This is a genomic window from uncultured Microbulbifer sp. (assembly GCF_947489355.1).
Classification (GTDB): Bacteria; Pseudomonadota; Gammaproteobacteria; order Pseudomonadales; family Cellvibrionaceae; genus Microbulbifer.
Genome location: NZ_CANLDD010000019.1, coordinates 64800 through 72359, shown reverse-complemented (window position 1 = coordinate 72359; position 7560 = coordinate 64800). Strand labels below are relative to the sequence as shown.

Sequence of the window (7560 nt, the reverse complement as noted above, 5' to 3'; positions counted from 1 at the left end):
GTTGTGTTAGAACCTCAACAATGCGAGCTTGCTCTTACAAATCAATAGGCTACATCCAAACGGGAACAGCCCCTAGGACGCAGTCCCTGAATTTGGCCTTGGATGGTCTTGCAAGGCCAAAGCCCCGGAGAGAAGCATGGACTCCATATCAGAATCACGGCAGAGACTCTGCAGGGGGCGGCGCTGGGTAATAAAGATCGGCAGCACCCTGTTAACCGACGGCGGGCGCGGCGTGCATCGCCCGGCGATCTCGGCCTGGGTTGCGCAGTTGGCGGCTCTGCGCGAGCGTGGAATAGAGGTGGTGCTGGTTTCCTCCGGTGCCGTTGCTGCCGGTATGGATCGGCTGGGCTGGCGCCGCAGGCCGGAATCCGTGCACCAGTTGCAGGCTGCCGCCGCTGTGGGGCAGAGCCACCTGGTACAGGTTTATGAGCAGGCGTTCGGTGGTTTCGATATTCCCAGCGCACAGATCCTGTTGGATCACGACGATCTCTCCAATCGCACCCGTTATCTCAATGCGCGCAGTACCCTGCGAACCCTCCTGTCTTTGGGGGCCGTGCCCATCGTCAATGAAAATGACACCGTGGTGACTGATGAAATCCGCTTTGGCGATAACGACACCCTGGCGGCGCTGGTTGCCAATCTGGTAGAGGCGGATGCCCTGCTGATTATGACGGATGCGGACGGTCTCTTTAGCGAAGATCCCCGCGAAAATCCCCGTGCGGAGTTGATTGGTGAAGCTTCCGCGCTGGACCCCCGATTATTGCAGGTGGCGGGTGAATCCCGTAGTGGCCTGGGGCGCGGCGGTATGGCCACCAAGGTGCGGGCCGCGCAACTGGCCGCGCGCTCCGGCGCCTGTACGGTGATTGCCGGCGGTGCCAGGGAGGCAGTGATAACGCGTGTTTGCGCAGGGGAGAGACTCGGTACCCTGCTGCTGCCCGAGGCGGACCCGCTCACGGCGCGCAAACGCTGGCTTGCCGGCCAGTTGCAGGTGCGCGGTGGTGTGGTGCTGGACAAGGGGGCAGAAAGGGCCCTGCTGGAGAGGGGCAGGAGCCTGCTGGCAGTGGGGGTCACCGGCATCGAGGGCCGCTTTCGGCGCGGAGATCTGGTTTCCTGCCGTAATACTGCGGGTCGGGAGGTCGCCCGGGGCTTGGTGAATTATGACAGCAGTGAGAGCCTCAGGATTGTGGGGCAGCCCTCGGAAAAATTTATCGACTTGCTCGGTTACCGCGACGATGACGAACTGATCCATCGCGACAACCTGATTCTGCTCTGATGCCAATGCCGGTTTTGCGGCAATGGATATAAAAAAGCCCCGCACTGCGGGGCTTTTGGGGTCTGCTGCCGGTGAGATCAGGCAGCCAGCGCTTTCACCTGGGCGTTCAGGCGGCTCTTGTGACGCGAGGCTTTATTCTTGTGAATAATGCCTTTATCCGCCATGCGGTCGATCACGGGAACCGCTTCAGCATAGGCAGTTTTTGCTTTTTCGGCATCGCCCGCATCGATGGCTGCAACTACCTTCTTGATGTAGGTGCGCACCATGGAGCGCAGACTGGCGTTGTGCATGCGGCGCTTGTCGTTCTGGCGCGCGCGTTTCTTCGCTTGAGGTGAGTTGGCCACCGGTTGCTCCTGTCTGGAATCCTGAATCTGTAACTAACAGGCCCTGGGGCCCGATCGGGACGCGACATTATCCCCACAGTTGGTTGTTTGTCAACCATAGTTGGGCGCATCCCGGTGGGTGGGAAGGGCCCCGCCACCGGTCACCGGGCCGGCAGTTCCAGGCGGAACACCACGCCGCTGCCATCGGCGCGGTTACAGGCGCTCAACCTGCCGCGGTGAAAGTCTGCGATCAGCTTGGCTATATGCAGCCCCAGGCCCAGGTGACTGGTGTTGTCGCCGCTCTTGCGCACCGAAATGAGGGAGTCGAACAGTTTGCGCACAGAGCCACCGGGCAGCAATGGGCCGTTATTACTGACAGCCAGGGTGTAGCCCTCCCGCCCGGTGTGCGCAGAGAGCTGTATTTCACTGCCTTCGGGGGCAAAACTGCAGGCGTTGTCCACCAATTTATCGAGTAACTGTGCCAGCAGTTCCGGTGCGCCGTGACAGATCAGTTCGCCGGGGGAGATGCCCAGGCGAAAATGAAAGCTGGGGTGGGCGTCGCTGTAGCACTGCACCATCACCTTGAGGAAATCCGCCAAATCGAAACGTTCCCGCTCGGCCTGGTGGATACTGGCTTCCAGATTGCTGGCTGCGGAGAGGCTGTTGAGAATCCCCGACAGGCGCGCACTGCCGTCCATTGCGCGCTCGGCATAGCGGCGGCTGTTTTCGTCCAGGTTTCCCTCAGACAGGTTATCCAGGGAAGAGCGCACAATGGCCAGGGGCGTGCGCAGTTCGTGGGACAGCTTGCCGGCCAGGGTGCGCAGGTACTGGTGGTATTGATCCAGTTCGCTCAACAGGCTGGCAAATGTGCGGTTCAGGGCACCCAGCTCATCACCGGCGCGGGACACGGGGAAATCGCCACGTAGTTTGCCGCTGGCATCCACAGCGGTGCGGGCTGCGCGATGCAGTTTGCGAATACGCCAGGACAGCCAACTGGCATAGGCCAGTAAAAACAGCAGGGCTGTGGCAGCGGCGGCACAACTGATCAGCCACAGGCGGTGGGCCGCCCCTTCTGTCACAGACTGCATGGCAGCGCCGGACTGGAGTACCAATACCCGCCCCAGCAGTGGTCTTTCGACCACGTCGTCGGCGCGGGTGATCACCGGCACGCTGACGGCGCCGATGCGGGACTGCAGGGGGCCACCAAACCACTGCCGCCAGGGACTGCGATCCACACCGGCACCCGGTGGCAGACCGCTGTCTGCTAAAGGGGGCAGATCTCCCTTTGCCAGTAGTTTGCGGTAAATCCAGTTGCGTAGCCAGGGCGTTGGCTGCCCGCCGCTGTCGTTGGTTTGCAACTGCCCATGGCTGGCGAGCAGGAAGCCCTCGCTGTCCACTACCGCCAAACGCAGGCCGGGGCGGACGAAGTGCCCCAGCTCTGAGTGCAAATCCGGCAGAGGGCCTACCAGGTGACCTGGCAGCCCGTCTGCGGGCAGTGTGCTGGCTGTGTGAACCGGCGCGCCGCCATCGCTGCGGGCGCGATCCCGGACCTGAATCGACAGGGCGCCACCTGTCAGTGCATAGGGCAGGGCCAGCTCCAACTGGTAACCGGTGGGGGATCTGGTCCAGCGTCCGTGCAGGCGCAGCTCGCGCTCGTAGCGGCCGGCCCTGGGATCGTGCCAGAGGGCGCTGGCCGCGCCCTGGCTCGCCACGGGCAGCGTGTAGTGCTGTCTGTGGGTATACAGCTCGACGGTATCCCCTGCGGAGAGCAGGCCGGTGCGGGGATCGTTATAGGCTGGTGTGCGGTCGCTGACGGTCAGCAGAAGAAACACACGCTGGCCAAATTGCCCCAGGGTGACCTGCGCCAGTGGTGAGCGCTGTACGTCGAGCAATGCCCTGGGTTTCAGTGCCAGAGAGCGCCACTCGTCTCCGTAGCCATCTACGGTGGGCGCTTGGGGCAGGGGGTTGAGGTAGAGTTGGGCACCCGGGGGACGGGCGTGGCGCAGTGGATTCGGGGCGATGAGCTGCGGTGCACTGGCGAGCCGTGCGGCGACGGCTGCCGCGGTGGCCTCCAGTGCCTGCAACTGCCCCTGGGCGAGGGCTGCATCCACCTGGCGCAGGTACTGGCAGCCGGCCCAGGGCAGGGCCAGGGCAACGAGGCTGACAAGCAGAAGTTGGCGGCGTAGCTTCATCGGTAGTGCTCGTGGAGGTTCTGGCGCCGGGTGGGCGCCGCCGCAAAGGGGAAAAAGCGTTACAGCTGCCAGCGATAGCCCATGCCGTAGGCTGTCCCTATCGCGTTGAATTGGCCATCCAGCGCCTGGAATTTGCGGCGGATGCGTTTTACATGTGAAGTGATGGTATTGTCATCCAGAACAACCTGGGCGGCTTCCATCAACTGGCTGCGGGATTTTACATGGCCCGGCCGCTTGGCCAGCGCGTGGACTATCCAGAATTCAGTGACAGTGAGGTCCACTGGCTGCCCGCCCCAGTGGCAGTGCAGTTTTGATATATCCAGTTCGAGTTTGTCCTGGGTCAGGGTCTCGCTATCCCCGCCCTGGTTGCGCAGAACATCCACCCGACGCAACAGGGCATTGATACGTGCCTGCATATGGGGCAGGGAAATATCCTTGGTCAGGTAGTCGTCGGCACCGAGGCGTAAACCGGAGATAATGTCCAGCTCGGAATCCCGGGCGGTGAGAAATAGAATGGGCAGGCTGGGTGCTATGGCGCGCAACTCCCGACACAGCTCAAAGCCGCCTTCCACTTCGCTGCCCAGGCCCACATCGATAACCGCCAGGTCCGGCAGGCGCTGTCGGAAGGCTGCCATGGCCTCGATTCTCGCGCTGTACAGGTCGACGCGATAACCGTTGCGGCGCAGGGCATCGCGATAGTTTGCGGCGATCGCGTGCTCGTCTTCGACAATGGCAATAGTTGCACTCATGACAGATTCCGGCTTTTTTACTTTATGCGGGGAATCATGCACGAAAGCGCTAATAAATAGCAAAAAGGCGGGCGCAAAGCGCCCACAGGTACAGCAGGGTATTTTCGCGGGGGCGGGGCCAAGCGGATTTGCGATCCGCCATTACCACCGGGCTTGTATTGCAGGTTGTTGACAACCTGCCTTTCAACAGCCGGTTAGAAACGTCCGGCGGTGGATTCCGGCAGAGAAAAACGAATCTCCACCCGGCGCTCCATCGCGTAGGCATCCACATCACCGCGGGGCGCCTGGGAGTAAGTGGCGCCCATCGCGCGGCGGCTGATACGCACTGGGTCGATACCCAGGGATACCAGCGCCTGCTCAACACTCAGGGCGCGTTGGTCCGACAGCACATTGTTGTATCCATCGCTACCGCGCGGATCGGCGTGTCCCTCCAGATGGATCTGCAGGTGTGGGTGGCGCTTGAGAAAGTCGGCCATGGCACTCAGTTGTTGCCGTTGCCCTTCCTGAATTTCATCTTCTCCGGTGGTAAACAGCAGCTGGAATTGCAGGGAGTCCAGTGCCAGTTGGCCGGCATTGTTTGCGGACAGTCGGGCTGCATCCAGTTGTTGAGCCAGGTTGTTGAGCTCCGCATGGCTCTCGGTTAATTGTGTTGCCAGCATATCTGTCTCTTCCGCTTGCTTGATCTGTTCGCCGAGCCAAGCGCCACCGAGCGCTCCGGCGATAAACCCGACCGGCCCGCCCATCGCTGCACCGGCGACGGCGGCACTGGTAAAAACCGTGGCCTGTTTGGCCGGTGTCAGTTTTGATGCACGGTGTTCCTGTGCCTGGGCGCCGGCGGCAATCAGGGAACTCAGGGTGGCGACCATCAATGCATTTTTCATTGTTCTGCTCCTTGGAGGCTTTCTTTGGCTCTTTTGGACCAGCTGTGTAACCGGCCCGCTTGAGTGGTATTAAAAAGCCGCAAGGAGGCACTGGCGTGGCACCGTAGTGGCAAACTACAGCGCAATTGTGACGAAATGTGGCAACCGGGCGCGGCCGCCCACTTATTGGAGGCGGCGGTAGCGCTGGTCGCGCGGTGCTTCTACGTTGACACGGATGCGCCGGGGACGGGGCCCGCGCATCACCGCAATGTAGAGTACGATCGCCAGTGCCAGAGCAATAATCAAAGCGTTGATGGTCATCCTTTATCTCCCAGCGCCGCCGCTTCCATGGGACGCGTGACCAGCTCGTAACTATTATAGGCTCGCGAGTCTCCCGTCGCAGCGCCCCTGTGCCGCCCTGTAATCAGATAAATTACGGTAGACTGGCCGGCCAACAAACTTCACCTATCCCCAGGAGCCGATGTTTTGCCTCAGCCATCCTCAGTTCGGGAACAACCCCTTGAGAGATCCGGTGCTTCCAGGTTGCTGCGCAGCAGTTCTGTCGTGGGCGCTGCGACCCTGTTGTCACGGGTTGCCGGATTGGCGCGGGATATAGCCCTGGCCCGCTTTGCCGGGGCCGGAGATTACGCCGATGCCTTTTTTGTCGCGTTTAAAATTCCCAATTTCTTTCGCCGGTTGTTTGCCGAGGGCGCCTTTGCCCAGGCGTTTGTGCCGGTGCTGTCGGAATACCGCCAGAAGGGCGGCGTGGCCGCAGCCCGGGCGTTGAATGACTGCGTCGCCGGTGCCCTCGGCGGTGTACTGCTGCTGATTACCCTGCTGGGTGTGATATGCGCTCCGGTTGTGGCGGGTATTTTTGCTTTCGGCTGGTGGTGGGACGGCGGTGAGCGGGAGAAGTTCGATCTTGCCGCGGATATGCTGCGAATTACTTTTCCCTACCTGATGTTGATTTCCCTTGCGGGCTTTACAGGTGCCACGCTCAACAGTTTCGACCGTTTTGCCATTCCCGCACTGACGCCGGTGCTGCTCAACCTGATGCTGATAGCGGCCGCGACAGTGGCCAGCACCTGGTTTGATCCACCCATCATGGCGCTGGCCTGGGGGGTCCTGGCAGCCGGTGTGGCGCAACTGCTGTTCCAGTTGCCCTTCCTCGCCCGGGAGGGGTTACTGCCGCGGCCCAGGTGGGACTGGAGTGATCCCGGTGTGCGCAAGATACTGCGGTTGATGGGGCCGGCACTTTTCGGGGTTTCCGTCACTCAGATCAGTCTGGTGCTGGATACACTGCTGGCCTCCTTTCTGCCCAGTGGCAGCGTATCCTGGCTGTATTTCTCGGACCGCCTGACCGAGCTGCCCCTGGGGGTATTCGGGGTTGCGGTGGCCACCGTGATACTGCCGAGCCTCTCTCGCCAGCATAACGACGGCGACCCGCGCCGCTTCCGCCATACACTCGACTGGGCCCTGCGCAGTGTCACCTTGATCTCGCTGCCCGCAGCTGTGGCCCTGATCGTGCTGGCCGAACCCCTGCTCACCACCCTGTTTCAGTACGGACGCATGGAACCGAGGGATATGCAGATGGCCGCCTGGTCCCTGCGCGCCTACGCCCTGGGCCTGCTGGCCTTTATGCTGATTAAAGTGCTGGCGCCGGGTTATTTCTCCCGGCAGGATACCTATACGCCGGTGCGTTTTGGGCTGATCGCGATTTCCGCCAAGATGGTGTTGAGCCTGCTGTTCGTTATTCCCCTCGACCACTTTTTCAAGCTCGGTCATATGGGCCTGGCCCTAGCCACTGCCTGCCAGGCCGGGATCAACGCCTGGTTGTTGTACCGTGGCTTGCGCAGGGATGATGTCTACAAGCCAGAGGCGGGCTGGCGGGTTTATCTGCTGCGCCTGTTGCTGGCGAACCTCACGATGGTGGGGGTATTGCTCGGCGCATTGTATTTCTGGTCTGCGTGGGGCGATTGGTCCTGGTTTGGCCGGGCCTGGCGTATGAGTCTGGTAGTCGCCGCTGGCGGGCTGACTTATGTTGCGGTCCTGTTCGCGTCGGGTCTGCGCCCTGGGCATTTCCGTGCGACCAGTTAGTGTCGCGGGTGGTGTGCTGGGGCATGGATCACGCGGAGTCAGCGGCCACTGGCCGCCCCGTTGAAA

Annotated in this window: 7 protein-coding genes; 2 read left to right on the top strand and 5 right to left on the bottom strand. The window is 61.7% G+C overall.

The window, feature by feature from the left end:
* The first annotated feature begins 136 nt into the window (after positions 1 to 136).
* Positions 137 to 1273 carry a glutamate 5-kinase gene (proB, locus tag Q1A48_RS10180; protein WP_299944348.1) on the top strand — a complete coding sequence of 379 codons (1137 nt, stop codon included), beginning with the start codon at positions 137 to 139 and terminating at the stop codon, positions 1271 to 1273.
* A 77-nt stretch (positions 1274 to 1350) separates the two neighbouring features.
* Here the strand turns inward: proB and rpsT are convergent, their stop codons facing one another.
* From rpsT to Q1A48_RS10155, 5 genes are all read right to left on the bottom strand, one after another.
* A complete protein-coding gene (gene rpsT / locus Q1A48_RS10175) occupies positions 1351 to 1617 on the bottom strand; it encodes a 30S ribosomal protein S20 (RefSeq protein WP_299944346.1) in 267 nt (88 codons plus the stop codon).
* A 140-nt stretch (positions 1618 to 1757) separates the two neighbouring features.
* A complete protein-coding gene (locus Q1A48_RS10170; RefSeq protein WP_299944344.1) occupies positions 1758 to 3788 on the bottom strand; it encodes an ATP-binding protein in 2031 nt (676 codons plus the stop codon).
* A gap of 59 nt (positions 3789 to 3847) precedes the next feature.
* Positions 3848 to 4537 carry a proteobacterial dedicated sortase system response regulator gene (gene pdsR / locus Q1A48_RS10165; protein WP_299944343.1) on the bottom strand — a complete coding sequence of 230 codons (690 nt, stop codon included), beginning with the start codon at positions 4535 to 4537 and terminating at the stop codon, positions 3848 to 3850.
* 194 nt (positions 4538 to 4731) lie between these two features.
* On the bottom strand, positions 4732 to 5418 hold the full coding sequence (locus tag Q1A48_RS10160; protein ID WP_299944341.1) for an OmpA family protein: 687 nt from the start codon (positions 5416 to 5418) through the stop codon (positions 4732 to 4734).
* 162 nt (positions 5419 to 5580) lie between these two features.
* The gene (locus tag Q1A48_RS10155) at positions 5581 to 5718 is read right to left on the bottom strand and encodes a hypothetical protein (protein WP_299944339.1); all 138 of its coding nucleotides are present in this window, start codon (positions 5716 to 5718) and stop codon (positions 5581 to 5583) included.
* 165 nt (positions 5719 to 5883) lie between these two features.
* Between Q1A48_RS10155 and murJ the strand changes: the two genes are divergently transcribed.
* Positions 5884 to 7494 (top strand): murein biosynthesis integral membrane protein MurJ, encoded by a 1611-nt coding sequence (murJ, locus tag Q1A48_RS10150; RefSeq protein ID WP_299944337.1) that lies wholly within the window; start codon positions 5884 to 5886, stop codon positions 7492 to 7494.
* Positions 7495 to 7560: the final 66 nt, after the last annotated feature.

Excerpts from the sequence above, each read along its gene's own strand:
- proB (WP_299944348.1), top strand. The coding sequence starts at position 137 with ATGGACTCCATATCAGAATCACGGCAGAGACTCTGCAGGGGGCGGCGC.
- Q1A48_RS10170 (WP_299944344.1), bottom strand. The coding sequence starts at position 3,788 with ATGAAGCTACGCCGCCAACTTCTGCTTGTCAGCCTCGTTGCCCTGGCC.
- pdsR (WP_299944343.1), bottom strand. The coding sequence starts at position 4,537 with ATGAGTGCAACTATTGCCATTGTCGAAGACGAGCACGCGATCGCCGCA.
- Q1A48_RS10160 (WP_299944341.1), bottom strand. The coding sequence starts at position 5,418 with ATGAAAAATGCATTGATGGTCGCCACCCTGAGTTCCCTGATTGCCGCC.
- Q1A48_RS10155 (WP_299944339.1), bottom strand. The coding sequence starts at position 5,718 with ATGACCATCAACGCTTTGATTATTGCTCTGGCACTGGCGATCGTACTC.